The sequence below is a fragment of the Kordiimonas pumila genome (genome assembly GCF_015240255.1).
Classification (GTDB): domain Bacteria; phylum Pseudomonadota; class Alphaproteobacteria; order Sphingomonadales; family Kordiimonadaceae; genus Kordiimonas; species Kordiimonas pumila.
The window spans coordinates 1,857,829-1,884,716 of the sequence record NZ_CP061205.1 but is presented as its reverse complement, the minus strand read 5'-3'; the positions used below and the strand labels follow the sequence as shown (position 1 = coordinate 1,884,716).

26 protein-coding genes are annotated in these 26,888 nt (G+C 45.6%); 14 read left to right on the top strand and 12 right to left on the bottom strand.

Annotation, left to right across the window (positions count from 1 at the left end; genetic code table 11):
* Nucleotides 1-67: 67 nt before the first annotated feature.
* Both ICL80_RS07985 and ICL80_RS07980 read right to left on the bottom strand, forming a co-directional pair.
* The gene (locus ICL80_RS07985; protein WP_194215571.1) at nt 68-295 is read right to left on the bottom strand and encodes a helix-turn-helix transcriptional regulator; all 228 of its coding nucleotides are present in this window, start codon (nt 293-295) and stop codon (nt 68-70) included.
* The gene (locus tag ICL80_RS07980) at nt 295-729 is read right to left on the bottom strand and encodes a hypothetical protein (protein ID WP_194215570.1); all 435 of its coding nucleotides are present in this window, start codon (nt 727-729) and stop codon (nt 295-297) included. The genes ICL80_RS07985 and ICL80_RS07980 overlap by 1 nt, the downstream gene beginning before the upstream one ends.
* Before the next feature lie 160 nt (nt 730-889).
* On the opposite strand from ICL80_RS07980, the gene ICL80_RS07975 reads away from it, so the two are divergent.
* Nucleotides 890-1,639, top strand: coding sequence for a 16S rRNA (uracil(1498)-N(3))-methyltransferase (locus ICL80_RS07975; protein WP_194215569.1), 750 nt, complete (start codon nt 890-892; stop codon nt 1,637-1,639).
* A gap of 6 nt (nt 1,640-1,645) precedes the next feature.
* On the opposite strand, the gene ICL80_RS07970 is transcribed toward ICL80_RS07975, so the two are convergent.
* Nucleotides 1,646-2,560 carry an alpha/beta hydrolase gene (locus ICL80_RS07970; protein ID WP_194215568.1) on the bottom strand — a complete coding sequence of 305 codons (915 nt, stop codon included), beginning with the start codon at nt 2,558-2,560 and terminating at the stop codon, nt 1,646-1,648.
* A 318-nt stretch (nt 2,561-2,878) separates the two neighbouring features.
* Here ICL80_RS07970 and ICL80_RS07965 point away from each other — a divergent pair, with 318 nt between their 5' ends.
* Together ICL80_RS07965 and ICL80_RS07960 are read left to right on the top strand one after the other, a co-directional pair.
* Nucleotides 2,879-4,261, top strand: coding sequence for a glutamate--cysteine ligase (locus ICL80_RS07965; protein WP_194215567.1), 1,383 nt, complete (start codon nt 2,879-2,881; stop codon nt 4,259-4,261).
* 191 nt (nt 4,262-4,452) lie between these two features.
* A complete protein-coding gene (locus ICL80_RS07960) occupies nt 4,453-4,725 on the top strand; it encodes an STAS domain-containing protein (RefSeq protein WP_194215566.1) in 273 nt (90 codons plus the stop codon).
* Here ICL80_RS07960 and ICL80_RS07955 read toward each other — a convergent pair.
* Nucleotides 4,722-5,237 (bottom strand): hypothetical protein, encoded by a 516-nt coding sequence (locus ICL80_RS07955; RefSeq protein WP_194215565.1) that lies wholly within the window; start codon nt 5,235-5,237, stop codon nt 4,722-4,724. The two genes, ICL80_RS07960 and ICL80_RS07955, sit on opposite strands and share 4 nt — an antisense overlap.
* Nucleotides 5,238-5,378: 141 nt before the next feature.
* On the opposite strand from ICL80_RS07955, the gene ICL80_RS07950 reads away from it, so the two are divergent.
* Nucleotides 5,379-5,693, top strand: coding sequence for a hypothetical protein (locus tag ICL80_RS07950; protein WP_194215564.1), 315 nt, complete (start codon nt 5,379-5,381; stop codon nt 5,691-5,693).
* A gap of 13 nt (nt 5,694-5,706) precedes the next feature.
* On the opposite strand, the gene ICL80_RS07945 is transcribed toward ICL80_RS07950, so the two are convergent.
* The 4 genes from ICL80_RS07945 to uvrB all read right to left on the bottom strand — a co-directional run bounded on the left by ICL80_RS07945 (nt 5,707) and on the right by uvrB (nt 9,767).
* Complete coding sequence (locus tag ICL80_RS07945) at nt 5,707-6,249, bottom strand: pyridoxamine 5'-phosphate oxidase family protein (RefSeq protein WP_194215563.1); 543 nt, start codon at nt 6,247-6,249, stop codon at nt 5,707-5,709.
* 268 nt (nt 6,250-6,517) lie between these two features.
* Nucleotides 6,518-7,060 carry a pyridoxamine 5'-phosphate oxidase family protein gene (locus tag ICL80_RS07940; RefSeq protein ID WP_194215562.1) on the bottom strand — a complete coding sequence of 181 codons (543 nt, stop codon included), beginning with the start codon at nt 7,058-7,060 and terminating at the stop codon, nt 6,518-6,520.
* A 188-nt stretch (nt 7,061-7,248) separates the two neighbouring features.
* The gene (locus ICL80_RS07935; RefSeq protein ID WP_194215561.1) at nt 7,249-7,611 is read right to left on the bottom strand and encodes an MmcQ/YjbR family DNA-binding protein; all 363 of its coding nucleotides are present in this window, start codon (nt 7,609-7,611) and stop codon (nt 7,249-7,251) included.
* A gap of 8 nt (nt 7,612-7,619) precedes the next feature.
* Nucleotides 7,620-9,767 (bottom strand): excinuclease ABC subunit UvrB, encoded by a 2,148-nt coding sequence (gene uvrB, locus ICL80_RS07930; protein WP_316242970.1) that lies wholly within the window; start codon nt 9,765-9,767, stop codon nt 7,620-7,622.
* Between the two features lie 354 nt (nt 9,768-10,121).
* On the opposite strand from uvrB, the gene ICL80_RS07925 reads away from it, so the two are divergent.
* The 5 genes from ICL80_RS07925 to ICL80_RS07905 all read left to right on the top strand — a co-directional run bounded on the left by ICL80_RS07925 (nt 10,122) and on the right by ICL80_RS07905 (nt 14,002).
* Nucleotides 10,122-10,826: a TorF family putative porin gene (locus ICL80_RS07925; RefSeq protein WP_194215560.1), complete on the top strand. Its 705-nt coding sequence runs from the start codon at nt 10,122-10,124 to the stop codon at nt 10,824-10,826.
* 328 nt (nt 10,827-11,154) lie between these two features.
* A complete protein-coding gene (locus ICL80_RS07920; protein ID WP_194215559.1) occupies nt 11,155-12,357 on the top strand; it encodes a pyridoxal phosphate-dependent aminotransferase in 1,203 nt (400 codons plus the stop codon).
* Nucleotides 12,358-12,506: 149 nt separating this feature from the next.
* Nucleotides 12,507-12,794 carry a metalloregulator ArsR/SmtB family transcription factor gene (locus tag ICL80_RS07915; RefSeq protein WP_194215558.1) on the top strand — a complete coding sequence of 96 codons (288 nt, stop codon included), beginning with the start codon at nt 12,507-12,509 and terminating at the stop codon, nt 12,792-12,794.
* On the top strand, nt 12,787-13,464 hold the full coding sequence (locus ICL80_RS07910; RefSeq protein ID WP_194215556.1) for an SdpI family protein: 678 nt from the start codon (nt 12,787-12,789) through the stop codon (nt 13,462-13,464). The genes ICL80_RS07915 and ICL80_RS07910 overlap by 8 nt, the downstream gene beginning before the upstream one ends.
* A gap of 94 nt (nt 13,465-13,558) precedes the next feature.
* A complete protein-coding gene (locus tag ICL80_RS07905) occupies nt 13,559-14,002 on the top strand; it encodes a Dps family protein (RefSeq protein ID WP_194215555.1) in 444 nt (147 codons plus the stop codon).
* Nucleotides 14,003-14,044: 42 nt separating this feature from the next.
* On the opposite strand, the gene ICL80_RS07900 is transcribed toward ICL80_RS07905, so the two are convergent.
* The gene (locus tag ICL80_RS07900; protein WP_194215553.1) at nt 14,045-15,325 is read right to left on the bottom strand and encodes an NAD(P)/FAD-dependent oxidoreductase; all 1,281 of its coding nucleotides are present in this window, start codon (nt 15,323-15,325) and stop codon (nt 14,045-14,047) included.
* A 130-nt stretch (nt 15,326-15,455) separates the two neighbouring features.
* Here ICL80_RS07900 and ICL80_RS07895 point away from each other — a divergent pair, with 130 nt between their 5' ends.
* The 5 genes from ICL80_RS07895 to ICL80_RS07875 all read left to right on the top strand — a co-directional run bounded on the left by ICL80_RS07895 (nt 15,456) and on the right by ICL80_RS07875 (nt 21,619).
* Nucleotides 15,456-15,725: a FeoA family protein gene (locus tag ICL80_RS07895; protein ID WP_194215551.1), complete on the top strand. Its 270-nt coding sequence runs from the start codon at nt 15,456-15,458 to the stop codon at nt 15,723-15,725.
* Nucleotides 15,722-17,560, top strand: a complete 1,839-nt coding sequence (feoB, locus tag ICL80_RS07890) for a ferrous iron transport protein B (RefSeq protein WP_194215550.1) — start codon at nt 15,722-15,724, stop codon at nt 17,558-17,560. Before ICL80_RS07895 ends, feoB begins: the two co-directional genes overlap by 4 nt.
* A 79-nt stretch (nt 17,561-17,639) precedes the next feature.
* Nucleotides 17,640-18,842, top strand: a complete 1,203-nt coding sequence (locus ICL80_RS07885) for a dipeptidase (RefSeq protein WP_228073856.1) — start codon at nt 17,640-17,642, stop codon at nt 18,840-18,842.
* A 24-nt stretch (nt 18,843-18,866) separates the two neighbouring features.
* On the top strand, nt 18,867-19,880 hold the full coding sequence (locus ICL80_RS07880; protein WP_194215548.1) for an alpha/beta hydrolase: 1,014 nt from the start codon (nt 18,867-18,869) through the stop codon (nt 19,878-19,880).
* A 23-nt stretch (nt 19,881-19,903) separates the two neighbouring features.
* The gene (locus ICL80_RS07875; RefSeq protein WP_194215547.1) at nt 19,904-21,619 is read left to right on the top strand and encodes a sulfatase-like hydrolase/transferase; all 1,716 of its coding nucleotides are present in this window, start codon (nt 19,904-19,906) and stop codon (nt 21,617-21,619) included.
* Here the strand turns inward: ICL80_RS07875 and ICL80_RS07870 are convergent.
* The 3 genes from ICL80_RS07870 to ICL80_RS07860 all read right to left on the bottom strand — a co-directional run bounded on the left by ICL80_RS07870 (nt 21,616) and on the right by ICL80_RS07860 (nt 26,855).
* Nucleotides 21,616-22,269, bottom strand: coding sequence for a TetR family transcriptional regulator C-terminal domain-containing protein (locus ICL80_RS07870; RefSeq protein WP_194215545.1), 654 nt, complete (start codon nt 22,267-22,269; stop codon nt 21,616-21,618). The genes ICL80_RS07875 and ICL80_RS07870 overlap by 4 nt on opposite strands.
* A gap of 120 nt (nt 22,270-22,389) precedes the next feature.
* Entirely contained in the window at nt 22,390-25,740 is a 3,351-nt protein-coding gene (locus ICL80_RS07865; RefSeq protein WP_194215543.1) for a TonB-dependent receptor, read from the bottom strand.
* Between the two features lie 374 nt (nt 25,741-26,114).
* Nucleotides 26,115-26,855 (bottom strand): S1/P1 nuclease, encoded by a 741-nt coding sequence (locus tag ICL80_RS07860; protein ID WP_194215542.1) that lies wholly within the window; start codon nt 26,853-26,855, stop codon nt 26,115-26,117.
* Nucleotides 26,856-26,888 lie beyond the last annotated feature (33 nt).

The window sequence follows — 26,888 nt, the reverse complement described above, 5'->3', positions numbered from 1 at the left end:
CATGAATACACTATGTGGCTGGCTTAGCAGCTGCCGTCAAGCCTTTGAACACAAGATGTAGAGAGATTTAGTGGTTAGCAGGCAGTGAATACTGGAACACTTCTTCAATCGGCACCTTAAAAACAAGCGCAATTTGGAATGCGACTTCCAGAGACGGTGAATAACGACCCTGTTCAATCGCTATAATTGTCTGCCGCGAAACACCTACCCGCTTGGCAAGCTCTGCTTGTGTCATCTCACCCGCATGAAACCGCAAACCTCGTATTTCATTAGATATATTTGTCTCTTTTGCCATTACATGCCCCGCCTGTACATAAACAGGACCAAAACGTGGCGAACAATATCAGACAATACCAATGCACCCAAAAGAATGTGGGCCACCCAAAAATCAGACATCTCGTAAACAAGCGCAAAAATTGCTGCAATAATGCCTGTATACAAAATATAACTTGCATTGCTACTGCCTGTATTAATTACAAGCTTGTCGCGTTCATCTAATTTCCCGGCTTCATCCATTTCGTCTTTAGGTGTACAAATTGTAATGATAACCTGCATAATAATTGAGAGAATTATAAACAGAACGACAACACCCACCAGATAAGGCACATACACAGATAAAGTCATACTGCCATTTGTGGGCAGACCGGTTAGAACATAAACAAAATAAGCACCAAATACTAAAACTGATAAAGAGAGCGCTGCTATCGCACTTTTTTCATAAAAACACATGTCAAAAAATCCTTACATTAGGTAAAGTATTACATACATATTTTGTGTAAAAAATAACAGACTAAATGTCAATAATTTTTTACATTACGCATCTCAATGATTGACGACCCATTTTGAACGCTTCATATAGACTCATCAAAAATACTGAAAGATAATGCTAATGCGTACAAAAACGCTCATTCGCCTGTTTATTGAAGATGCCACCAACCTTGCTTTATCAGTAACTGTGGCATTGTCTCAGGCCCAATCACATTATCTTGCAAATGTAATGCGTCTTAAAGCGGGAGACACTGTCGCCCTTTTTAATGGTAAAGACGGGGAATGGTCTGCTGAAATTACTGAAGCACACAAACGGGCTGTGACTTTAAAAATTATGCATCAAACAAAAGAACAAATACCAGAACCTGATCTTTGGCTTGTTTTTGCACCCATCAAGAAAGCGCGCCTTGATTTTATCGCCCAGAAAGCCACTGAATTGGGTGCAAGTCACCTACAGCCTGTTTATACACAAAGAACCATTGTTGACCGCGTTAAAGAAGAACGCCTGCAAGCAAACGCCGTTGAAGCCGCTGAGCAGTGTGAAAGGCTAACCGTTCCCACAGTTGCAGATCCTGTAAAGCTCGATAAACTTTTAGATACATGGCCAGATGAACGCAAAATAATGTTCTGCGACGAAGACCTATCTGGCGTGGCAGCACATGATGCCTTGAGAAGCGCAGAAACAAAAGGTTCTGTTTCACCTTGGGCCATTTTTATTGGGCCAGAGGGCGGCTTTACAGACGAAGAACGTGCGCGAATAAAAGCACACCCGAATACAGTTGTTGTTGCCCTTGGCCCCCGAATATTACGTGCAGACACTGCGGCTATGTCTGCACTCGCACTGTGGCAATCAGCTCTGGGGGATTGGTAAACCTCATCACGGCAGTGCAAAAGCGAACCTGAGCGCCGCAGTGACCGCACGGCTTGGCACTGTTAAATGTGTTTCACCCTCGAGCATCTCAAACCGACTACGAAGGCCATATGCAGAGAGAGGCTCCAGTCTCTTGGCAAGAGATTCAGAATCCCAAACATTCGCAACATGCGCTTCAAGGTCACCCGCAACCACCATAATACGGCTCATAGGAGGTGTGATCTTCATCTGCATCAGACTTTTTGTAAAGGCACGTTCTTCAGTAAGAAGCTCCTGATCATTCCACCAAGTAGAAGGGCTAGCGGCAATAATCGCATTAAAGGCAGACGGATGTGTATAGAGAACGTGTAAGGCAAATAGACCACCAAGCGAATGCCCAAAAAGTGCCTGACGGTGGGGGTTAACTGAATAACGCGTGGCCACTTCAGGTCGTAATGTATTTAGTAGAAAATCAAGAAATTTCTCATGCCCACCAGCTTTGTAATCTTTCAAGGCCTCCTGTGAAGGCGGCATCACTGGGGGGTACGGCGATGTAAAGTCATATAAGCGCCGCGCAAGATCATAGGTTTTGTCTGTCGGGTAGCCAACAGCAACAATGATAGACTGTGCCACCTCAGGTGCACTAGCCTCCTGAACACGGCGTGCTTCAGCGAAACTTGCAAAAATAGCGTTACCGTCCAGCACATATAGTACCGGATAGCCACCAGTAGGTGCAGGCCCTTCTGGCATCGAAACAAAAACTCTGTACGGCGCCTCTTCTGCTGACGTGATATCCCAAACCTCGGTTGAAGGCAGGCTATACGCTGGCAATACAGAAGTGGCTGCCTCATCAGCCCCAGCAGGTATGCCAAAAATTAACAAAGACACCAGAGCACACGCCCTAGCGAACCCTTTAACCTGCTTGCACAACAGAAGTGCCATTTTTATCTCCACTTTTTCTACAAATGCCATAAGCTTTTTTATGAAATAGGCTCTGTTCCGACAAGCGTTTAAGGAATGCATATGGCCTTCTACCCAGAAAAGAGTATTTTTACCCGGCAAACGTGCCATACCAAGTGCAACATATAGGCCACAGCTGGTGGGCCATACAGAAAACCAGCAAAAGCTTTCGCTATAATGCTGTCACAAATTATTGAATAGTTAAGCATTTATATGCTGCACTGTATAATTACATTGCTTGAAACTGCGCAGGACAATACTTAAGTTCGGCTCTAACATCATTCAGGAACACTTAAGCCTATGTCCAGTGCTTCAATAAACTCAGAAAAATCCATGCCGATCGAAAGCAAGGCAGATCTCATTGCCTATATGGAAAAAGGTTCAAAGCCTGATCGTGCCAGTTGGCGCATTGGTTCAGAACATGAAAAATTCATTTTCTACCGCCCTGACTATAGCCCCCTTGCTTATGAGCCAGAGGACAACAAACCTGGCATCAAAACTGTTTTGCAAGCTTTTGTCGACAGAGGATGGGAACCTATACAGGAAAAAGGCAAGCTAATTGCCGCCAAACAGGCGGGAGCCTCTATTACGCTTGAGCCGGGCGGGCAGTTCGAGCTTTCTGGGGCTCCGCTGAAAACCATTCATAACACTTGCGACGAAACATCAACACACTTGCGTCTGACTCGCGAAATTGGTGAAGAACTCAATATCGGTTTTCTCGGGCTTGGATTTCACCCGACCCTCAAACGTGAGGACGTTCCGATAATGCCCAAAGGGCGCTACGGTATCATGCGGTCCTATATGCCTAAAAAAGGCAGCATGGGTCTTGATATGATGCTGCGCACCTGCACTGTTCAGGTAAACCTTGACTTTGCCAGCGAAGCCGACATGGTTGAAAAGTTCCGCGTTAGCCTTGCATTGCAGCCAATAGCAACCGCGCTTTTTGCCAACTCACCAGTGAGTGAGAGGGCACAAAATGGCTTTAAAAGCCTTAGAAGCCATGTCTGGACTGACACAGACCCTGACCGCTGCGGCATGCTGCCCTTTGTCTTTGAAAACGGTATGGGTTTTGAGCGCTGGGTAGACTATATGCTGGATGTACCCATGTATTTTGCATACCGAAACGGTGTTTACATTGATGCGTCTGGCCAATCCTTCCGCGATTTCATGGCAGGAAAATTACCCGCCCTTCCCGGCGAGCTGCCTACACTGCAAGATTGGGAAGACCACTTAACAACTGTATTTCCCGAGGTACGCCTCAAGACTTTCCTAGAAATGCGCGGCGCGGACGGCGGATCGTGGTCACGGCTTTGTGCTTTGCCTGCATTTTGGGTTGGCTTGCTTTATGACCAAACCGCTCAGGACGCTGCCCTAGACCTGATAAAAGACTGGTCAATTGAAGACATGGATAGCCTTCGTGCGGATACCCCGCGACAAGGTCTTAATGCCCAGCTAAAAGGCAGACCTCTCATAGATTGGGCAAAAGAAGTTCTCACAATTTCCAATACAGGGTTAAAAAACCGGCAGGCCCTGTCCACCAGCGGCGAAACGGAGCAAGGCTTCCTAAGCCCCTTGTGGGATACTGTAAAAACAGGGGAAACGCCTGCTGATCGTATTATCAGAAAACTAAACACTGAATGGAATGGTGATTACACAAAAATATTTGATCAGCTCAGCTATTAAAGCACTGATTACTATAACCTTTCATTTATTCATCAAGTAATAGCCGGAGCTTTATATTAAACATAACAAGGCTCCGTGTTTATTTAAAAATACACATTTTTTATAGTTAACAAAAATTTACTTATTTACTTGTTGCTCAATTCCATGAATATTGGCCGCGGCGCGGGTTCACTGGTGTATAAGGCGGGAATATGGAGTATCAGGTCAAGACCTCAACCAAGGGGCTGCTCATTGAACTGCATGGAAATCTTGTTTTTGAGCATTACAGAGATTTTAAAAATATTCTTTCACTGATGAAAGAAGAAAAATCTGGCGTTGAGTTATCTCTAGCCAAATTACAAAATATGGACTCCGCAGGAGCCGGGCTTTTAAAGCTCGCAAAAGATCAGGCGCAAGAGCAAAATATTTCTTTTTCCATTGTAGACGTACCGGATGCTTTACGGGTGTTTGTGTCCCTTATCTAAAGCCACTTTAGCCATTCGATAACCCAGTAAATACACAATACAAAAGCTCCTGCAAGTAAGCCTAGCCCAAAGGCAAAAGGCAAAACCGCAAATCGTGATTTCCTGTTCCTGAAATGGCTGCCACAGTGCTGGCAAAAAAACCAGCCAGCCTCTTTATCAGCAGCAATTTTAATACCGGGTATAAACGTTGGTACAGCACCAACATAAGGCCTGACAAAATGCGAGCCACATTGGCCACAATCAATATGTTCTCCGTCGTCGTCTATATTCTTATTAAATATGCCTATTGGCAGAACAGTAATATTTTTTAGCGCTTCTTCTGACGCTTTCCAGTTATGGGCCTGCACCATCACATCTGTTGCACGGCCATTGCCCATACCACCCTGCTCTGAATGCAGAAATGTTTTTATACCAGCAGCTTCTAAAACAGCTTTTATCGTTTCTGCATTAGAACGGTCTACGCGCGTCCTGATTGTAACCAGTCGGTTATCAACCTGAAGGAAGTTTGCCATAAAGTTCCTCAACCAAAGTTAGATAATGCCCGACAATATAACAGTCGCACAGTAAGGCAACTAGCTCAAAATGAACAGAAAAACACCCTGCCTCATTTTGTTCATAAAAGTTTGGCAATTCCAAAGTATGAAATGCCGCATATGAGTATTGGAGTTCACATGCACCGCAAACGTATTCTTCGCTGGGCTGCACTGCCTGCGGGCCTGACCATTTTTATAGTCGGCGCGGTTACCTTTCCTTTGCCTTTACCAACAGGGCTTATCCTTATGGCTACAGGACTTGCCATTGCAGCCTTTAACCCACTGGTATTGCGTTGGATTAAACGCACCAGAAAAAAATTCCCCCGCGTGAATAAAAAAATTCGCGGTATCACACCCCATATGCCACATTTTTTGAAACGACTTCTACAGCGAACTGATACCGCAAGCAAAAATTTCAACAATCCAGCGGAATAAACCCTCTATGAACTTAATCATTCAGGCCAGTATCAAGCCCGTCAATTGATTTTGTGTTTTTGATATTCCTGTATTCTTGCAGTTCTGCATCGCTTTTGCCTGCTGACCACTTCATCAGTGATTGGCGCTCAGCAACCAGCTCCATCTGCGGCACGGTATAACCACAACTGGTTTGTGTGCTCGACACGTCCATCAAAATAATCTGGCGGCAGCCATGCATCACAGGAAATTGGGCTGCATACTGGTTGAATTCAGAATGGCTTGGTCGTAGTACACGTCCCTGCCCAAATAACCGTATAATGAGGGCCTGCCTGCCAAAGCTATTAAACATAAAAGTCAGGCGGCCATCATTCTTGATGTGGGCTGCTGTTTCATTGCCGCTACCGGTAAGGTCCAGATACCCGCAGAGAGTAGGCCCTAAAATGCGAAACGTATCCATTCCCTTTGGAGATACATTCACACGACCTTCCGCACACGCACTTGCAACAAAAAACAGTGGCTGTTCTTTTATAAATTCAGCCATTTTATCGGTGATACACTCAAAAAATTCAGCCATTTCTATACCTCTTGCCTGCAGCTATCCGCCATATTACATATTAAGCATAGAACAAGCTGGCCGAAAAAACATCTGGCATCCTTTGCATAGCAGCCTCTTGATTAGTGCATCAGGCAAAACTCGTACAGTGCCTTGCAGGCAATAACCTTTAAGGTTTCACCCGAAAACAAGCCAAATTTCTGCACCCGCAACCAATTGCCGCGGTTCTTTAATATATTTTCTGTTATCTTCCGGCTTTTTTTAAGGCTTGCGGCTCATAGGCCTGCTCTTAATCATTAAGGCCAGTATCAAAGCCATCAATAGAGCAAACATTTTCAATTTGCATATCGGATACAATCTTTTCGTCCGATGTCTTATCCAGAAACTTTTGATACGCATTTCGTTCGCGTATTAATTCCATTTCAGGCACCCCCCAACCACAGCTTGTTTGAGTGCTCTCAACATCCATTAAAATAATCTGGCGCTGACCACGGCGCTCAGGGAACAGAGGTGCTAATGTATCAAACTCGGGGTGCCCAGTACGCACTACCCTGCCTTGGCCGTACAGCCGAACAATAAGGGCTTGCCTGCCATAGCTATTAAACATAAATGTCAAACGACCATCATTCTTGATATGAGCCGCAGTTTCATTACCGCTGCCCACCATATCCATATAGCCGCAAAGCTTCGGGTTTAAAATACGAAACCCGCCCATGCCTTTTGGTGACAGGTTCACACGACCCGAGGAACAGGCGCTCGCCGTAAAAAACATCGGCTGCTTTTCAATAAACTTTTGCAGCATCGGTGTTATATCGTCGTAAAACTGTGCCATATGGTCGGCTCCTGTATTCATGTCTATAAACGGCCTATTAGCCAGCATTGACCTATAAACCTTAAATAAGGTCTGCTGCAAAGATGCTTAAAATGTCTATAGCGGTGCGAAAATAGCACCCCCCGATCAGAAGCACCTTATCTCACAATAAAACATCCATAAAATCTGACTGCTGCAAACTGGTCAGTTTATACATCTAGCAAGCCAAGTTCGCGCTGCATTGCTTTGGTAAGCTTACGTGCAACAATACCATACGCTTCTTCAATGTAGCTTTTCATATCACCGTCACTAATCGTGCCCGGTTTCTGTACTTGAACCCATTTTGCGCGTGCCAGATATGGTGCTGGAATAATACCCGCTAATTCACAAAGTATCTGGTACGAGAGATCAGTGCATTTGAAGCTGAATTTATCGTGCTGGCCCTCCGTCCATGTGGAACAAATGGCAAATATCTTGCCGCCCACCTTCCAAACAGAGGCACTCCCCCACTGAATAACATGGGTAGTGGCAGGAAGGCCGGCACAAAAGACATCAAATTCATCCCGTGTCATAGCTTTCCTTAAAACATCTTTTTGTGGCTTTTAGCTTTTTTGGTGCGGGTGCCTGGTTTGCCGCCTGCTGACCGCCCCTTTGGCTTGCCGTGCGTGGTGCCAAGGCCCAGTTCACCGGCCTCAAGGTTTTTAATATCATCCCTAATTCTTGCCGCTTCCTCAAACTCAAGGTTTTCAGCAGCTGTGTGCATTTGTTTAGTCAGGCTTTCGATATGTTTCTTGAGGTTCGACCCAACCAAATGCTTGGCATCTGTTCCCAGATCAACTGTTACATAATCGCCAGAGGCAACATGTTCGATGATATCACCAACATTCTTTTTAACGGTGGTTGGGGTAATGCCGTGCGCTGTATTATAGGCCACCTGCTTTTCGCGCCTGCGATTTGTCTCGCTGATCGCTGCTTCCATAGAGCCCGTTATTTTATCTGCATACAGAATAACGCGGCCATCCACGTTACGGGCAGCGCGGCCAATGGTTTGCACAAGCGAGCGTTCAGAACGCAGAAAACCTTCTTTATCAGCATCCAAAATCGCCACCAAGCCGCACTCAGGGATATCAAGCCCTTCCCGCAGCAGGTTAATGCCCACCAACACATCAAAGGCCCCAAGCCGAAGATCACGGATAATTTCAATACGCTCTAATGTATCAATATCTGAGTGCATATAACGCACTTTAATACCATTTTCATGCAAGTATTCAGTCAGGTCTTCTGCCATACGCTTGGTGAGGGTGGTGGCCAGCACCCGCATGCCCCGCTCTGCCATAAGGCGGGCTTCGTGCATCAGGTCGTCAACCTGTGTTTCCACTGGGCGGATATCAATTTCCGGGTCAACAAGACCTGTGGGCCGAATAACCTGCTCTGTGAACACGCCGCCAGTTTGCTCCATTTCCCAGTCGCCGGGGGTCGCCGACACATAGACAGTCTGGGGGCGCATAGCGTTCCACTCAGAAAATCTGAGAGGACGATTGTCAACGCAGCTTGGCAGCCGAAAACCATATTCCGCAAGTGTGCCTTTTCGCTTTGCATCGCCCCTGCTCATGCCATTAATCTGGCCCACACTAACATGGCTTTCATCCACAAATAAAAGGGCGTTTTCAGGGATATATTCAAACAAGGTTGGTGGTGGATCCCCTGGGTTACGGCCTGTTAAATAGCGTGAATAGTTTTCAATACCGGCACAGCTCCCCGTTGCCTCCATCATTTCCAGGTCAAAGGTGGTACGCTGCTCAATACGCTGAAGTTCAAGCAACCGATTATCTTTCTGGTACTGTGCAAGACGCTGCTTTAGCTCGTGCTTTATGCCTTTAACAGCCTGATCCAGCGTAGGGCGCGGCGTTACATAGTGACTGTTTGCATATATTTTGATCGCTTCCATACTCTTCAGCTTTTCCCCGGTTAGAGGGTCAAACTCAACAATATCTTCCACCTCGTCGCCAAACATCATCAGCCGCCATGCCCTGTCCTCTAAGTGGCTTGGGAAAATATCAATCACATCACCGCGCACACGGAATGTGCCCCGCTGAAAAGCCTGATCATTTCGTGTGTACTGCATGGCGACTAAACGGCGCAGCAAGTCGCGGTTATCAATCTCATCCCCAGTCTTAACTGTGAAGGTCATGGCAGTGTATGTTTCAACAGAACCAATGCCGTAAATGCACGATACAGAAGCCACGATTATCACATCGTCGCGTTCTAAAATTGCCCGCGTGGCAGAGTGGCGCATCCGGTCTATTTGCTCATTAATAGACGCTTCTTTCTCTACAAAGGTATCTGTGCGCGGCACATAAGCTTCTGGCTGGTAGTAATCATAATAGGAAACAAAATACTCCACCGCGTTTTCGGGGAAAAAGCTTTTAAATTCACCATAAAGCTGTGCAGCAAGTGTTTTATTGGGGGCCAGAATAAGCGCTGGGCGCTGTGTGGCCTCAATCACTTTGGCTACAGTATAGGTTTTACCAGACCCCGTGACCCCTAACAGAACCTGATCTTGCTCTTTTCCTTCAATCCCCTCAACCAGCTCTTTGATAGCTGTTGGCTGATCGCCAGACGGTGTAAACTCGGAAACCAGCTTAAAGGCCTTACCTCCTTCCGATTTTTCCGGCCGGGCCGGTCGGTGTGGCTTAAACATTAAAGGCGCAATTTCTAAATCAGACATACGTCAGCGTGGCTCTTGTTCAGGTGATATACTACAATAGTATAAAAGGGTATGGCATTTCTATATCAATGTTCTCTTTTTGTTTCAATGCACATTGGCATTATTTAAGAAATACCCGCATCCTTTGATTTAGGGCAACATGCCTGCCCAAAATATTACACCTTTTGTGCATATTTTTTAATCATTGTTTATTTTTTGATCATTTAATTTTTTAAATTTTCTACGGCAATATAAATTATCCTTTAATATCAGCATATTAAGCTTGCAATAAAAATTGGCACACCCTTTGCTTATTAGAAGGCACTACCAAAAAAAATGATAAAAAAATCATATACAAAATTGGAGGAAACAATAATGCCTATAACTAAAAGAATGACGCCACGTGCTGTGTTACTTGCTTGTTCTGCCTCTATCGCCTTGATGGCTGCACCACAAGTTGCTGCTCAAGACGAACCTGCAGTTTCTCTTTCAGCAAACGCGGCTCTGGTTTCTGACTACCGCTTCCGCGGCATATCTCTATCTGACAAAGATATTGCCCTGCAAGGCGGTTTCGACGTTGCGACTAGCAGCGGTTTTTATGTAGGCACTTGGGGCTCATCTATTGAGCAATATGCTGGCTCAGAACTGGAACTCGATATATACGCTGGCTATGCTACAACACTCGGCGAGCTCGACATTGATGTCGGCATTCTCGCATATACATACCCCGGCTCAAGCGACACAACGTACTGGGAGCCTTATGCGTCAATCGGCGGAACAGTTGGCACTATAGGCTGGACACTCGGCGCAGCATATGCACTGGACCAAAGCAGCATTGGCGACCAAGACAACATTTATGTGTATCTGGACACGTCAATTCCGCTTGAAGATACACCAGTTTCTTTTGCAACACGTATTGCATACGAAGACGGCGCTTTTGGCGATGATAAATTCGATTGGTCAATCGGCGTTAACTACGACTTTGAATCATACTCAATCGGCGTAGCCTATATTGATACAAACGTAGACACAAACGAAGGTAAAGCTGGCGTGGTATTCTCGCTGTCATCATCCTTCTAACGAAATGAGCGCCTCTGGCGCGTAAGGCACGGAGGCGCCATACGAGATTACATCAGAGAATAGCTAACCTTCCCGGTTTATTCTTTGATACTAAATATTACCCTCCCCGGTAATACGTACTGAATACTTTTATACCCTCCCCGGTTTGTATTCAGTACCCTTCCCCTGGCTTACCGGCACGGTGACACCCATCACCTGGCCGGTAAGCCATTCCCCTTTTAAGAGCCTGACAAAAAAATGATGCACTGCATAAACTTGGCATTGCCCTACCAAACGCATGCGCCTATGGTAACGCCGAATTTTCACCCCTTATGCAGGACGCCTAGAAATGTCTTTTCTTTCAAAATCACTAAGCCGCGTTAAACCATCGCCAACCATTGCCGTAACAACCAAAGCTGCTGAGCTTAAAGCTGCCGGTAAAGATGTTATTGGCCTCGGCGCTGGTGAGCCTGACTTTGATACGCCAGATCACATCAAAGAAGCCGCTATTAAAGCAATCAAAGACGGGCAAACAAAATATACTGCTGTTGATGGCACCCCTGCCTGCAAGGCCGCCATTGTTGAAAAATTCCGCCGCGAAAATGGCCTAACCTATGCCGCCAACCAAATAACAGTTAACTCAGGCGGAAAACACACCATTTATAATGCGATGGTTGCAACTTTGAACCCTGGCGATGAAGTCATTATCCCCACGCCTTACTGGGTAAGTTATCCTGACATTGTTTTGCTTGCAGGCGGTACACCCGTCTTTGCGCATACGTCAATTGATACCAATTTCAAAATGACCCCAGAAGCCCTAGAAGCTGCAATCACGCCAAAAACAAAATGGCTGATTTTCAATTCACCCTCGAACCCCTCAGGGGCTGCTTACACTGAATCCGAGATTAAAGCTTTAGGCGAAGTTTTGAAGCGTCATGAGAATGTCTGGGTATTTGCGGACGATATATACGAACATATTGTCTATGACGGTTTTAAATTTACCACAATGGCACAGGTTGTGCCTGAGCTTGCACCCCGCACCCTTACAATGAACGGTGTTGCCAAGGCCTATGCCATGACAGGCTGGCGCATTGGGTATGCAGGCGGCGATGCAGCCCTCATAAAAGCAATTGCAAAAGTGCAATCACAGAGCACATCAAACCCTTGCTCGATCAGTCAGGCGGCGACTGTTGCTGCATTAAACGGGCCGCAAGACTATATCCCCAAAAACGCAGCGCTCTTTCAAACGCGGCGCGACTTGGTTGTAAAAATGCTGAACGAGTCAGAAGGCATTGTTTGCCCTAAACCAGAAGGGGCCTTTTATGTGTACCCATCGATCGCAGGCTGCCTAGGCAAAAAAACACCCGCAGGTAAAGTGATCGCAACAGATGAAGACTTTGTGACCTACATTCTTGAAGAATACGGCGTAGCAGCCGTTCAAGGCGAAGCTTTTGGCCTTAGCCCGCATTTCCGCGTTTCATACGCAACATCAACCGAAGCATTAACAAAAGCCTGCACCCGCATTCAGGAAGCTTGCAGCAAGCTTAAATAAGCAGTTGTAATTTAATGCAAATTTAAAGAGGTAGCTTTAGCTGCCTCTTTTTTTGTGTATCAGGCGATTTTATTTTGTTGACATCAATTGAAATTGATTATATTTCGTTAATTAGCGAAATACAGAAATATAGATAGAAAAACAAAAATATGTCTGATGTTTTCCACGCCATGTCTTCACCAGTCAGGCGTAAAATACTATCGATGCTAAAATCCCGAGACATGACAGCGGGGGAAATAGCAGAATGCCTCGACGTTGGGAAATCAACCCTGTCGGGGCATTTTAACGTTTTGAAAGCAGCAGACCTTGTATCTACATCGCGTAGTGCTACAACAATAACATACAGCCTGAATGTAAGCGTAGCAGAAGAATTGATCGCGATGGTCGCTACTATACTGTCTATCAGTAAAGAGGAAGAGGATCAGTCTCATGACTGATGTGGAAAAAAAAGTTAGTTTTAAATGGGCACTGGTTTTAACTGCCCTCACAATACTCGCAGGTATATACGGCATACTAACAGTCGACCTTAATACAGCCGTACCTACCAGCTGGGATTTTGACGGCACTATCACCAATTATGATTCACCTCTGCTTGCTTTAACAGTGCTGCCTATTATTCAGGTAATTATTCTTCTTATTGCCTGTAAAATTAATGTTTTTGATCCACGAGCAGAAAACTTAAAAGCCTCACCGAAGGCTGTTTCTGCAATCTTAACCGCCATATTTGCCCTCTTTTTTAGCCTTCAGATTTTCATGCTTTTGTCAGCCAAAGGCATGCCAGCATCCATTAACGCGATTCAAATCCTGATAGGCTTTCTTTTTATCGTGATAGGGAACTATTTTGGCAAATTAAAATCCTCTTTTATCCTCGGCATTCGCACACCGTGGACACTATCCAGTGACACTGTTTGGCGTAAAACCCACCGTCTTGGCGGAAAAACTTTTGTCGCAGGAGGCTTCGCTTTGTTACTAACCGCACTGGTCTTTGGCAACGGTGTCATCTACAAGTGGTTATTTTTCAGCATCATCGCCGTAACTGTTGCAGTACCCGTGTTATATTCATGGTATATTTGGCAACAAGAAAACAAAGATATACAACAAAAATAATCGATTTTATCGATTAAAATAACAAAAAACTGTCATTGGATTAATTTATAAAAACTCTTATATTGGCTATAGAGACAAACAAGAGGATAAACCAATGAGCACAAATAACCCCATCGCTGACGCCTTGAAACCTTTACTTGCAGAAACTGCTCAACTGTATGTTTTAACGCAGAATGTACACTGGAATGTTACAGGCCCGATGTTTCACAGTGTGCACACACTGACAGAGTTGCAATATACAGATCTGGCTGTTGCCGTAGATGACATTGCCGAACGTATCCGTGCCCTTGGCTCAAAAGCACCTGGTAGCTATAAAGCTTATGCGGCCCTTGGCACTATTGAAGACGGCGATGAAGATGCAAGCGCAGAAAACATGCTCAAGGCTCTCGTAAAAGGCCACGAGATAGTTGCAGAGCGTATGCGCCCCATTATCAATAAAGCGGCAGATGCAGGCGATGATGTAACCGCAGACCTGCTCACAGGGAGGCTTGCAATCCACGAAAAAGCACAGTGGATGTTAAAAGCAATGATCGCATAATACCCAATCATACATAAAGGCCAGGCAAGTAATATCTGGCCTTTATATTTTGTCGGTTATTTTATAGTAGAATATTGCAGCAGCAACCATTTGCTGCCCTATGCAGCGCCCAAATGGCAGACGCCATTTTGGCACAGAAACAAACATATCAAACCTTTTTGTACTGCCTGTAATTGCTTCAGCAAGAACAACACCAAGCAGGTTACCAGTATTAACGCCGTGCCCTGTGTACCCAAAAGAATAATAAATCCGGTCCGATATTTGCCCAACAATTGGCACTTCAGTTACAGGGACCGCGAGTTTACCCCCCCACTCATGGGTGATTGGCACCCCATCCAGTTGAGGCCAAACTTTAAGCATTCTCGGCAATAAAGCCGCTTGTATTGATTTAGGCCGATTTCCAGAATAATTCACCCGCCCACCAAAAAGCACCCGACCATCTTCTGTAGTACGAAAATAATCACATACTTTTTTTGTGTCGCATATAGCATGCCCATGCGGATTAATTTCATTGAGAATAGCTTCCGGAAGGCGCTCTGTAGCAATAATATAACTACCCGCAGGATACGCATAGCCAGATAGCCTTGACTTCAGAAGCTGATGGTGCGCATTAGCGGCCAGCACTACATGTTTTGCCGACACTTTACCTGTATCCGTTAAGACCTCACAGTTCTTAGCCCCCTGCACAATGCGCATAACCTTGCTATTTTCATAAATACTGACCCCCGCGCCCAAACATGCGTCGCGCATTCCCAGACACAGCTTTAAAGGGTGTAAATGTGCATCAGCCTTACTTAATAGCCCCACCTCATAGATATCCGTTGCAATAAGATCACGAAGCTCTTGCTTTTCGTAAAGCTGCCATTCCTTATTTGGCTCACTTTTAAGCAATTTTTCATATAAAGCGACCAGACCTTTTGCTTGATATTTTGTTGGGGCAACTTCCAGCCACCCATTGTGAAGTTCGCAGTTAATTCTGTATTTAGAAATGCGTTCGCGCACAATATCGTGCCCTGCCCACGTTAAATCTGCCACTTCTTGCTTATAAGATTCGCCGAGATGTCTGGCCATTCTCTCTTGGCCCACAAACCCTCGTATTAACTGTCCACCATTGCGACCAGACGCCCCCCAGCCGATGCGGACCGCTTCAAGCAAAACAACCTTCCGGCCTTTTTCTGCTAAAGCCAAAGCAGCCGACAAACCAGTATATCCGCCGCCTATAACGCATACATCTGCATCTGCCTCATGGCTTTGTAGCGCCTCAAGCGGCGCTCCCGCGTGACATGATGCCGCATACCAGCTTTCTGGGTATTCTATCCCCATAACAGGCCATATCCTTTTGTTAAATACAGATAGCGTTTAGATTACTGAACCTTCTTACCGCTTGCTACAGTGAATTTTACATGGTATTACCAAAACAATATTAAGAAGCATTTGCAAACAAGAGCCTTCAATGAACCACCTGAGTAATGTAGTCATACCTTTAGGCGCCCTGTTAATTGGTAGCCGAGGTAAAGTAACCGAACTTTCTGGAGACCAACATGATTTGGAAACCAGCGATCGTATTGACCGTTTACGGGAAATTGGCTTCTCTGAAGGACTAGATGTAGAATTATTGCACCAAAGCCCTTTTGGTAAAGACCCTATTGCGGTGCGTATTGGTGCCATGACTGTTGCTTTAAGGCGCAGTGAAGCAAACCTTATCAAGGTTCAGGTTATATGAGTTCACCCCATTTGGTCGCCGTAGTCGGGAACCCGAACTGCGGTAAATCTGCATTATTTAATGCCCTCACCGGCTTGCGTCAAAAAGTTGCCAACTATCCTGGCGCAACAGTTGAACGCCGGACGGGTAAGGTTCTGCACCACGCTGAAATTGAACTTATTGATTTACCGGGGACCTACAGCTTAACGCCGCGCAGTCCAGATGAAGCCGTAACCCAACAAGTACTTGCTGGCACACATTCTATTGAGCGTAAACCTGATGCCATTTTATGTGTTGTTGATGCAACTAATCTGGCACAACACCTTCGTTTTGTTCTGGAATTACGCGGTCTGGGTTTACCAATTGTCATTGCCCTCAACATGATTGATATGGCAACCCGCGAACGCATTGCTATTGATAGCAAGCTGCTTTCGGAAAAATTGGGCATACCCGTCATTGAAACCGTGGCAGTTCGCAAAAAAGGTTTACCCGAGCTAACAGAACAGCTTCTACATGTTATTAATGTTGGAGCACCATCATGTGCCGACTACGGTGACAGCCTGAAACAAAGACAAAAAGCGGCCCGAAAGATAGCAGCTGACGTGACACTCAGTGAAGGTATAGGCCACAAAACCACCCGTATTCTTGACAAAATACTGCTGCACCCAGTGATTGGGCTTATCATTCTTTTTACCTTACTGTTTACGATGTTTCAGGCAGTTTTTGCTTGGGCAGAAACCCCAATGGACATGATTGAAGCCGGCATTGGCGGCTTGCAGGAATATTTTGCAAACACCCTTCCTGATGGTTTCCTGTTAAGTGTTTTGAACGATGGTATACTTTCAGGCGTTGGTGCTGTGGTTGTGTTTTTGCCGCAAATTTTAATTTTATTTTTCTTTATTCTAATATTGGAATCAACGGGCTATATGGCTCGTGCCGCCTTCCTGATGGATAAATTAATGTCTGCCGTTGGTCTAAATGGCCGGGCCTTTATCCCCCTGCTTTCAAGCTTTGCCTGTGCTATTCCCGGCATTATGGCCGCGCGGTCCATTTCAAACGAAAAAGACCGGTTAACCACAATACTTATTGCGCCTCTCATGACCTGCTCTGCAAGGCTACCTGTTTATACAGTTATTATTGCAGCCTTCATACCCGACAAAACGGTTGGAATAGGTATTGGGTTGCAAGGCCTTGTGCTTTTTAGTCTGTATCTTGCCGGAATAGTTGCCGCCCTAATTGCTGCAGCCCTTCTTAAGCGATTTGTTGTTAAAGGTACGGCCGACACCTTTATGCTCGAGCTGCCAAAGTACCAAACGCCCAATCTGCGGTTTGTCCTTATTGGTCTCTTTGAACGCGCAAGACTGTTTCTGAAAAGAGCAGGCAGCATCATTCTTGTATCCACCATTGTTTTATGGATTTTAGCGATATACCCGGTTGCACCAGAGGGCGCAGACAAACCAGCTGTAGCCTACAGTTTTGTAGGTATCATTGGCGGCTGGCTACAAAATATTTTTGCACCAATTGGCTTTAACTGGGAAATCTCCGCCGCTCTTGTCCCCGGCATGGCAGCACGTGAGGTCGCAATTGCAGCACTCGGTACGGTTTATTCTCTATCAGGCAGCGATGAAATGCTGGAGGTTGGCCTTGTCACTGTGCTGAATAATGCATGGTCCCTTCCTACTGCCCTTTCATTTTTGGTGTGGTTTGTCTTTGCGCCGCAGTGCCTTTCAACCATAGCCGTTGCAAGGCGGGAAACAGGTGGCTGGAAGTGGCCCCTATTTATGGTCGCTTACCTTTTTGGCATCGCTTATATTGCATGTTTTATCACCTACCAAACAGCGAGCGCTCTGCTTTAAAAAGCGACTACAGTATTTGCCCCTGTCAGACTAATGCGCTAGATATGTTTTAAACATATTTATAGCAGGGGGATATTCTGTGAAAAAACTAATCGTAAGCCTATCAATTCTAGCTGCAGCATGTAGTGAAACACCTGACGCGCCGCAGCATGACTATCAGGCTGACGCTGATAAAATTGCGCATTCCATTATTATTGCCGATACCCATATTGATGTGCCTTACCGCATGAAAGACAAATGGGAAGACACAAGTAGAAGCACTGAAACAGGCAACTTTGATTACCCCCGTGCTGTTGCTGGCGGCCTTGATGCTCCCTTCATGTCAATTTATACACCTGCTGAATATGACGGCACGCCAAAGGCAAAACAAAACGCTGATGCGATGATTGACATTGTTGAGCGTATGGTAGCAGAAGCACCTGATAAATTTATCATTGTCCGCACTGTTGCCGAAACCAAGGCTGCGGTTGCAGAGGGCAAAATTGCACTGCCGCTTGGTATGGAAAATGGCTCCCCTATCTCTGGTGACCTTGCCAATCTGGATTACTTTTTTGAACGCGGCATTCGCTACATCACGCTCGCACATGCAAAATCCAATGAAATATCAGATAGCTCATATGACCCGCACCACCAGTGGAATGGTCTTTCTGACTTTGGTAAAACTGTTGTGCAACATATGAATGAGCTTGGCATTATGGTTGATGTGAGCCATATTTCTGATGATGCCTTCTATGACGTAATAGAAGTATCAGCTACGCCCGTACTGGCGACACACTCTTCAGCTCGCAAATTCACACCCGGTTTCGAAAGAAACATGAGCGATGAAATGATCAAAAAGCTTGCTGAGCATGACGGCATTATCATGATCAATTATGGTTCCTCTTTCCTGACTGAAGAAGCAAACAAATATGGCTCTATCCAGTCAGACGCTTATAAAGCATACCTTGCTGAAAGCGGCGCTGAAGAAAATGAAGAAACATTAGAAGCCTTCGAAGAAGAATATAAGCTAAGCCACCCCTACCCTTATGCTGATATTGAAGATGTACTGGATCATATTGATCATGTCGTAAGTCTTACCAGTGTTGACCATGTGGGCATTGGTTCTGATTATGACGGTGTTGGTGATAGCCTGCCTACAGGCCTGAAAGATGTATCATCATACACTAACCTGATCGCAGGCCTTTTAAAGCGTGGTTACAGTAAAGCTGATATCGAAAAGATCATGTCAGGGAATCTGTTTCGGGTTTGGCAAGCCGTAGAAGCATATGCCGAAGGCCATTAATAGCTTAGGGTAAACGGAGGGATTATGCCAGAGACAGGATTTAATGCCTTTTTCAAGGACGTTATGGGGCCAATGCTGGCTCCAGCACCCTTAAATATGAAAATCATACCTGCACCGGCTGCGGCCAGTGCAGAAACAAAGCTACTATTAGAGAACGTAAAGGGCCCAAGAGACAGTGTTGATATTCGTGATGAAGCCGTTAGGGCGGCCTTTCGTCAAGGGATCATGGCAGTTTGGAAAGCGGCGGCCTCATACCTTGGTATAGAACACACATTTCGAACAGAAGAAATTGGTGGTGTATCCTGCCGTATTTTTACGCCAAACAAACTCAGGAATAAAACCCAAAAACTCTTGTATCTGCACGGCGGCAGTTATTGGCTTGGCTCTGCCGAGGCTAATGCTAGCATTGCCATTAGCATGGCTGATAAGAGCGGCCTTGAAGTAATCTCAATTGATTATCGTTTAGCACCAGAACACCCGTTTCCCGCCGCACAAAACGATGCGGTAGCAGTTATCAGGGCCTTACAAGAAAGTGGTACAGCCCACACACACCTTGCCCTTTTCGGTGATTCTGCAGGCGGCGGCCTTGCTTTATCCACCATGCTGGCACTCCGCGACCAAAATATTCCTATGCCTGCTGCACTCGGGCTTATTTCACCTTGGACAGACATGACTTTCAGCGGCGATAGCCATCAGACATGCAATCACTATACTGACCCGTGGCTTAGTGTGGAGGGTTTGATAGAGCCTGCCGCCCTTTATGCCGGCGAGCATCCGTTGACACACCCCTATATCAGCCCACTGTTTGCTGACCTCACGGGCTTACCGCCTACCCTTATTCATGTTGGCACACGGGAAATTTTAATGTCAGATTCTACCCGGCTTGCCAGAGCAGCAAAAAAAGCCGGCGTTCCTGTTGAGCTCGCTGTATTTGAAGCCATGTGGCATGTTTGGCATTTTTACCCGCGAGTACCAGAAGCGGATGAAGCTATTGATGAAATGTCACAGTTTCTTTGTAATCAGTTGGCAAGCCTATAACCGCCTAAAAGAGGCCAAAATTTTTGAAACCGATAAACCGTCAGCACAGCTGGTTTGAACTATGCTTCATTACTATCATGGTGATGCTGGCAGCACATAATGCATTTGTCCTTGATGGCTCCATGATTGTTGCCATTGGGCACTGCGTATTGCTGATTAGCTGTTATCTGCTTATTCGTGTGCTTGCACGGCGTATTCATGAAGGTATGGGGCGGTTTATATTTGCCCTTGCTACCTTGCTTTTAACCGTTGAACTGCTGCTGCAATATTATACAGGCCTGCACACAAACTGGTTTGTTATCAGCTTGCTGCTGCAGGAAAATGCAGGCAACAATATTGGCATTTCGCTACAATCCTTTGGGGTGCTTGCCGGGGCATTTTTACTCGCCGCATGGTACGGTAACAAATTTCTGCACAAAAAGAACTACACCCTCAATGGCAGGGTGCTTCTCGCCATACTTTTAGCTGCGGGCTTTATCTCGCAGGCGGGCTACGCTGTGTTTTATTTCACAGGCACATCTGAAATTATGTCAGTGAAGCGAAGCTTGCCGTTTTTTGCGGCACCGCACCCGCATGTGGCGATCAAGCTTTTAACACCTATTCTAGGCAAGCGCGCAGAAAACCCTTTTTCTGACCAAACACACCAGCAAACCTCACTCCCAAAAGATACAGCACCCACGCAGATAATAAACGGCAATAAAAACCTATTACTAATTGTTATGGACAGCCTGCGCGCAGCTGATATTGCCGCCGACCCAAACCTTGCTCCCAATATAATGGCATGGGCACAAAGAGGCAGCCTCAACCTGCAACATTACAGTGTAGCGAATTGCACGCATTTTAGCTTTTATAGCCTGCTAACAGGCCAACTGCCCACAGGTTTTAGTGAAGCCCGGCACAAGGGCTATGCCCACACATTCCTGCATACAATGCAGGCTTCAGGGTGGAATATCTCCACCAGTGAAGCAAGCGAGCTAAACTGGTATGACTTGGCAACCACCCTATTACCAGCAAGCACATCCCGCACGCTTGCACCCGCAGACAAATGGGCAGAAGCAGACAGCTTTGTTCTTGAAAATACGATTGAAAAGGTGCGCGCTTATACAAGCCAGAAACAGCCCTTTGCCCATTTGGCATATTTCTACGGCAGCCATTACCCTTACTGGGCTTACGCAAAAGCCGAAGATATGCTGAATTTCAGCTTGCCCGTATCAACTGCAGAAAACTATCAACTTTACCTTAAAACCATCCAGACATTTGATGCACAGTTCGGTACCTTGATGACCTATCTGGAGCAGAATAACCTGCTAGAAAACACGTTGGTTATTCTTACCGCAGATCACGGTGAAGCCTTTAATGAGGATGGTATCGTGGGCCACGGCAATGCGCTCACAGATACGCAGGTCATGGTACCCTTTCTTGTTGTTGGGGCGGGATCACAAAACCCCAAAAGGGTACGCAGCCATGTTGATGTACCAGCCTTTGTGCTGAACACGATTGAAGGCAAAAACACCGCCACAAAAACAAAAGAACAGCCAATTATTCTTGCCAATTGCAGCTACGATTACCCACACGGCTTTGCGGTTTTAGAGAATACACAAAGAGTAGATTTTGATTATGATGAAGGCTACTTAACACCCTTAAAAAAGCCAGCATCAAAAGAAGAAGCAAATGAGCAGGCAAAAGCAGCAGCCGAGTTGCTTGGCATTATCAGACAAGATGCTGGGTACAAAAACTAGGATTCAGTGTCAGGCTCAAGGTTCAAGCTGGCCACCACAAGCTTAATCACTGTTTCTTTCGCCTTGTCAAACTGCTCATTAGACAGCGGTGAACCATCATTCATGGCAATAATTTGGGCTTCAAAATCTGCATAGTGCTGGGTTGTAGCCCAAATCATAAAAAACAGGTAGCGGGACTCAATCGGCGCCAGCTTACCTTCACTGATCCAGCGTTTCAGCACTGCCTCGCGGCTCTCTAGCCAAGGCTTTACCGTATCGCGCAAATAATCCTGAATGAAAGGGGCACCACTTGCCATTTCAATCGCCCACAGGCGCGAACCATGTGGGCGCATACGTGCTAGATCCATCTTGGAACTGACATACATTTTAACAGCGGTTTTAGGGTCTTCTGTTTCGTCAAAAAGGTCCGCGGCACGAAGCCAGATAGAGCACACATCTTCAACAACACGGCGGTAAAGGTCAATTTTAGCACCGAAATAATAATAGACATTTGGTTTAGGCACGCCAGCGCGCTCGGCAATTAGGCCAACACTTGCGCCTTTAAAGCCTTTTTCCGCAAAAACACTCTCTGCCGCAGCTAGGATTTTTGCTTCGTTTTCACGCCGAATACCTGCCTTATGAGCAGTTTCGACCTTCTGAACTTTTGTCATTCCTCACCTCACGCGTGAACCTAATAATGCGTAATTATGTATCTGTCCATCCCTGAAACGCCTACGCCCGAGGTAAACCCTCGGGCGTAGTAGTGTTTAAAGTATTAAATACACTTCAGTTTAGAATTTGTATTTAATACCAACCTGAATGCGCCACAGTGAATCGTCTACATCAATTTGGTTATTAACATTATAACCAAGCTCACTAAGTGCTGCGCTAGAGTTACCAGGATTAAAGTTAGAGTAAACATACTGTGAGCCATCAGCATTTAAAGCCGCGTCAAGGATAGGAACACCTTCACCAACGTCACCAAAGTCTGCGTACCTCTGAATATTTTTACCATTACCCAGCAAATTCAAGATATTTTCAAAGTCAACAAACAGCTCAAGCTTGTGGCCCTCGAAGAATGTTGGCAGCTCTTGCTGGAAACGTATATCGAGATCTGTTGACCAGTTTTGCTCAAAACCGTTTCTGGGTGCAATTTCACCTGCATAGTTGCTCAGGCCAGAAGCATCAAGAAACTCGAAGAAATCATCGAGTGTACCTGCAGCTTCCAGTGCAGAAAAGTCTACCAGTGGGTCATTTGCTCCTGTTGGCACATAAAACAGGTTCCGCTCTTCATTATCTGAATCACCGAACAGTGTAGTAGGTGTATTGTTATCATACACATAGCTAAATGGACGGCCAGAACGTGCTCTAAAGAAGAAGCTCACACTTGTGGTGTAATCCTCAACAAAATCATGATCCAAAGTACCTGCAATCACAATATTATGCTTGTTCGCATATTGAGCTGGTCCAACTGTAGGGTAGTTGATTTGTGCAAGCGCAACTTCTTCAAACCCTGATGTAGCAGTAGAGCTATTACCGGGATTAGCATTGGTTGCATCGGTGTAAGCATACCCCATTCTGAAATCAAAGAATGTCCTGTCAGAAATTTCAAAGTTCTTAGAGAACTGGAGTGAAAGCGATTTGGTTGAACCACTTTTGTCAGTGTTGGTCAGAAGAATATCCTGATCATCACCGCCCGCATTACATAGAACAGGATCGGCATTTGAAAAGCCTGTCCGTGGTCCAACAAATACTGCATTACAACCAGCAAGTAAGGGATCAACCGCAAATAACTGGTCACGTCCATCAGGCAATGTTGTGCCATTTGGTGAAAGTGTCAGATCAACAAAATCAAAGGCATTTTTAGTTTTGCTGTAGATTAAGTCTAACTTGATATCCCAATTATCAAAGAAGTCAGAACCAGTATCCTGCGTGTAATGTGCAATACCCAAGCTCCAGCGCTGCTGTGTAGCAAGCTTGAGGTCAGGATCAACGGCATCAATCCGGCCAGTACCAGCTAAAGCATCAGCCTGTTGCTGTGCCGCAATACAATCTGGAATACCAGTGAACGAGCCACCATTTAGGACCTGCAGATCAGATACATCGCACCCTGCCCCGGACGAGCTACCAAAGCCTACAGCGCTTCCAAAGTTAGAGAAAGCATTTGAGAACCATACGGTAGGGTCACCGCCTGAGAAGATACCAAAGCCTGCTGATATTTTTGTATCACCAAACGTATCTTCCGGCAGAACATACGTTAAACCAACACGCGGCATCAAAACATCAAGTCCACTAAAACCAACAGCATTTGAGAAACCATAACGGTCTACGAAGGCTTGGCTTTCTGTTGGTACATCGCTTGAAGAATACCAATCATAGCGCACCCCAGCAGTAAATGTTAGGGCATCATTAACTTGCCACTCATCTTGTGCATAAAGAGAGTGAATACTACGCTTAAAGCGTGCAGCGGCATCATTAATATCACCACTGAATGAGCCGTAGCCACTAATTGAACTGGCCAGACCAGCTTCAAGAGCAGCAATGTCATCAAAAGTTATCGTACCAGTACCATTTGAAACGAACAGGTTATAAACCTCAAGTTTATCAAGTTCATACCCAAATGAAATTGTATGATCCCCGGCAACATAATCACCAGCAACCTTTACCTGATCAAGTGTATAGTTTAACCCGTTTGCACTACGAAATTCACCCGGTCCACTCGTGAAGAACACGTTACCAGCACCATCTTCAACTTCGATCCTCGGGATATTATTGTCTTGTGCTTCACCGCCACCTAAAGGATCCTGAAGGTCAGTAACCTCATTACGTGACAGGCGAATTTCTGTGGAGAAGTTGTCGGTCCAATCAGAGAACAAACGAACGGAATATGTATTAGATTCAGAACCCTCAACTTCAAAGTTATCACCGAATGTAAAGCCGCCAAAGCCAAAATCATCCGGCTCTACATTTTCTTCTTCCAAACGAGCATATGTTGCTGCCAACCGATGGTTATCATTCAGATTCCAGTCAATTCTAGCAAAGTAACGTGTGCTTGTTTCTGGAAGTGTCGTCATTAGACCAAGTGTATCACGGCCATAGTTCGCAGAAAGAATGTCACTAATCTGATTGGCTTCATCAAGAGTTATTTCTTCGTCATTCGCAAAACCAGCACCTGCTGGGCCAGTATTCTGGTTGTCGGCACCTTTGGTTTCTTCATAAGAAACATAGAAGAATAATTTGTCTTTAATAATTGGGCCACCAAGCTCAGCACCCCAGTTCTTGTCTGTAAAAGGTTCAGTGCGAACAACATCACCGTCAAGCTTTGTGCCTGTTAAGCCGCCATCATTGTAAACATAGAATGCAGAACCGTGGAATTCATTAGTACCAGACTTTGTAACGACATTCACATTACAACCTGTAAACTGGCCGTACTCTACACTGATGGGTGCAAATTCAACAGAAGCAGCTTGCATTGAATCAAAAGGTATAGGGAATGTATTACGTGCAAGGTTGCCAGAAGCGTTAAGGCCAAAGCCATCAGCGCTGCGCACACCATCAATAGTAAATGAGTTGGAACGGTTGTTACCACCGATACAGTTAATGCCATAACCATCGCCACCACTAGAGCGGCCAATGCTTACCCGTGGGTCAAGCCGAACAACATCGCGCACCTGACGGCTGATAGAAGGCATACCTTCAATCTTTTCAATTCCAAAAGAAGAGCTTGGGCCTACAGCAACAGTTGTCTGGGTGAGCTTTTGAGCGACAACAGAAATTTCTTCAACATCCGCATCTGCCTCAGCGAGTACGATATTGAAACTGCTAGCCCCTGCCAGACCTGTATAAACATCTGTAATAGTAGAGTTTTGGTATTTTTCAGAAACAACACGAATTGTAAATGGGCCACCAACACCAAGGCTTCTAATGCTAAAAGCGCCAGAATCATTTGTATTAACAGTTTTAGTAGCGCCCGTGCGTGTATCTGTAACAGACACTGTTTCACCAGCAAGTGGTGTGCCTGCCTCATTTGTAACAGTACCTCGAATAGACGATGTAATTTCCTGTGCAATGACAGGTACACTTGCCGACATAGCGGCGAGCGCAACACTAGTACATAGTGCAGCTCTAAATTGGCGTTTCATTCCCTAGCTCCCAAAAGCAATAAGCACACTGGACCCCTTGCCCGGTTGTGCACAATCAAATCAATAAGTTCCTCGCGCATACCTGTTAGGGGGTAAATATTGACCAAAAAGTCAATATTCATGTAAGAATCCCCCTTACACGTGCAAAACTGTTTTTAGGCTTCTTTTTTTTCAGTTTTTTGACGAAACCGTCAGGATTTGATTTTTTGACGAAAAAGTCAGGAAATCAAGAATATTTCAGGGCTATAACAGTGCAATCGGGAAGCGAATGACACATATATGTCATATATATGTCACAAAACCCCTAAACTAGAGCTCACTGGTGTTTCTTTTGGCATAACCGGGAAAACGGTGAGGCTGATTCGCTCTGCGTTTTACTTGAAAATTGCATTCAAATAGCCTGCAAGCCGAATCCCCCCCTTTGAGAGCTGGCTTTTAAGCAGGGGTGTATTTTGATAGACATAGTCCCACGATAAAATGCCTTTCCCGTTTGCATATATATCACCCCGCATAGCAGCCAGTTCATGCACCCATGTGAGCGGGGTACTGTTTTGCCACACGGCGATTTCTTCTGGGGTTATCTTCTTATCAAGAAATGCCGTCCACTCTGAATAAGACAGCTTTTTATGATCTATAAGATGTTCATCCCACACCATATGCAGGTTGGTCATTTCCTCAAACCATACCACCTGAATTTTATTACCACCCCAGTCTTCTGCGCGCCCGGCATGAAGTGGCTGGTGCAGGTCCCCCACGATATGTAATACAAATGCGAGCGCTTTATAGCGTTCCTCTTGTGCTGCAGTGGTGTCTTTAAGGACTGCCGTATATTTTTCAAGAGCCGTATAGGCATCCCCCGCCGGGTTCTTTTCACTTTCTTCATATGTAACGCCGTCGGGAAAATTTATAAAATGGTAAGTGTACGATTCTGTGCGCCAAAATGGATCAGGGCTTGACTTCATTTCATCTGGCCAGAAAGCAGCCTCTGCCATAAAAGTATCGCCCAGAATGGCGTCTACAGCAGTTCTCGCTTGGGGTGTTAGGTGCTTTTCCGCAATCGCTGCAATAACCCTGTGACCCGTAGGCCCATAAGCCTGCAAGCTTCCCGAACTCAAAAACATGGTTCCTAACAACAAAACGGTGCGGAA